This window comes from Micromonospora sp. ALFpr18c (assembly GCF_008868155.1).
In the GTDB taxonomy this organism is placed as follows: Bacteria; Actinomycetota; Actinomycetes; order Mycobacteriales; family Micromonosporaceae; genus Micromonospora.
In genome coordinates, this window is sequence record NZ_WBKR01000443.1 from 1 (window position 1) to 524 (window position 524).

Sequence of the window (524 nt, forward strand, 5' to 3'; positions counted from 1 at the left end):
AGGGCCAGGACGCAGCCGCCGAAGCCGCCGCCGGTCATCCGGGCGCCGAGCGCACCGGCCTCCAGCGCCGCCTCGACCGCCGTGTCGATCTCCGGGACGGTGATCTCGAAGTCGTCGCGCATCGAGACGTGTGAGGCCGTGAGCAGCGGGCCGATGTCCTGGACGCGGCCGGCGCGTAGCAGCGCCACCGTGTCCAGCACACGCTGGTCCTCGGTGACCACGTGCCGCACCCGACGTCGGGTCTCGTCGTCGTCGAGTCGGGCCAGCGCGGAGTCGAGTTGGTCGACGGTCACGTCACGCAGCGCGGGAACGCCGAGCGCCTTCGCGGCCGCCTCGCAGGATCGGCGACGGGCGGCGTACTCACCGTCGGCGTGCCGGTGCGGCGCCCGGCTGTCGATGACCAGCACGGCCAACCCGGCGGCGTCCAGGTCGAAGGGGATCTGCTCGACCGACTCGTCGCGGCAGTCCAGGAAGAGGGCGTGCCCGGCGCGGCAGCGGATCGCGGCGGACTGGTCCATGATCCC

1 protein-coding gene is annotated in these 524 nt (G+C 73.5%); it reads right to left on the reverse strand.

Features of this window, described 5'->3' with window-relative positions:
• A partial coding sequence (locus tag F8271_RS31620; RefSeq protein ID WP_370462012.1) for a galactokinase occupies window positions 1–524 on the reverse strand: 524 nt, incomplete at both ends.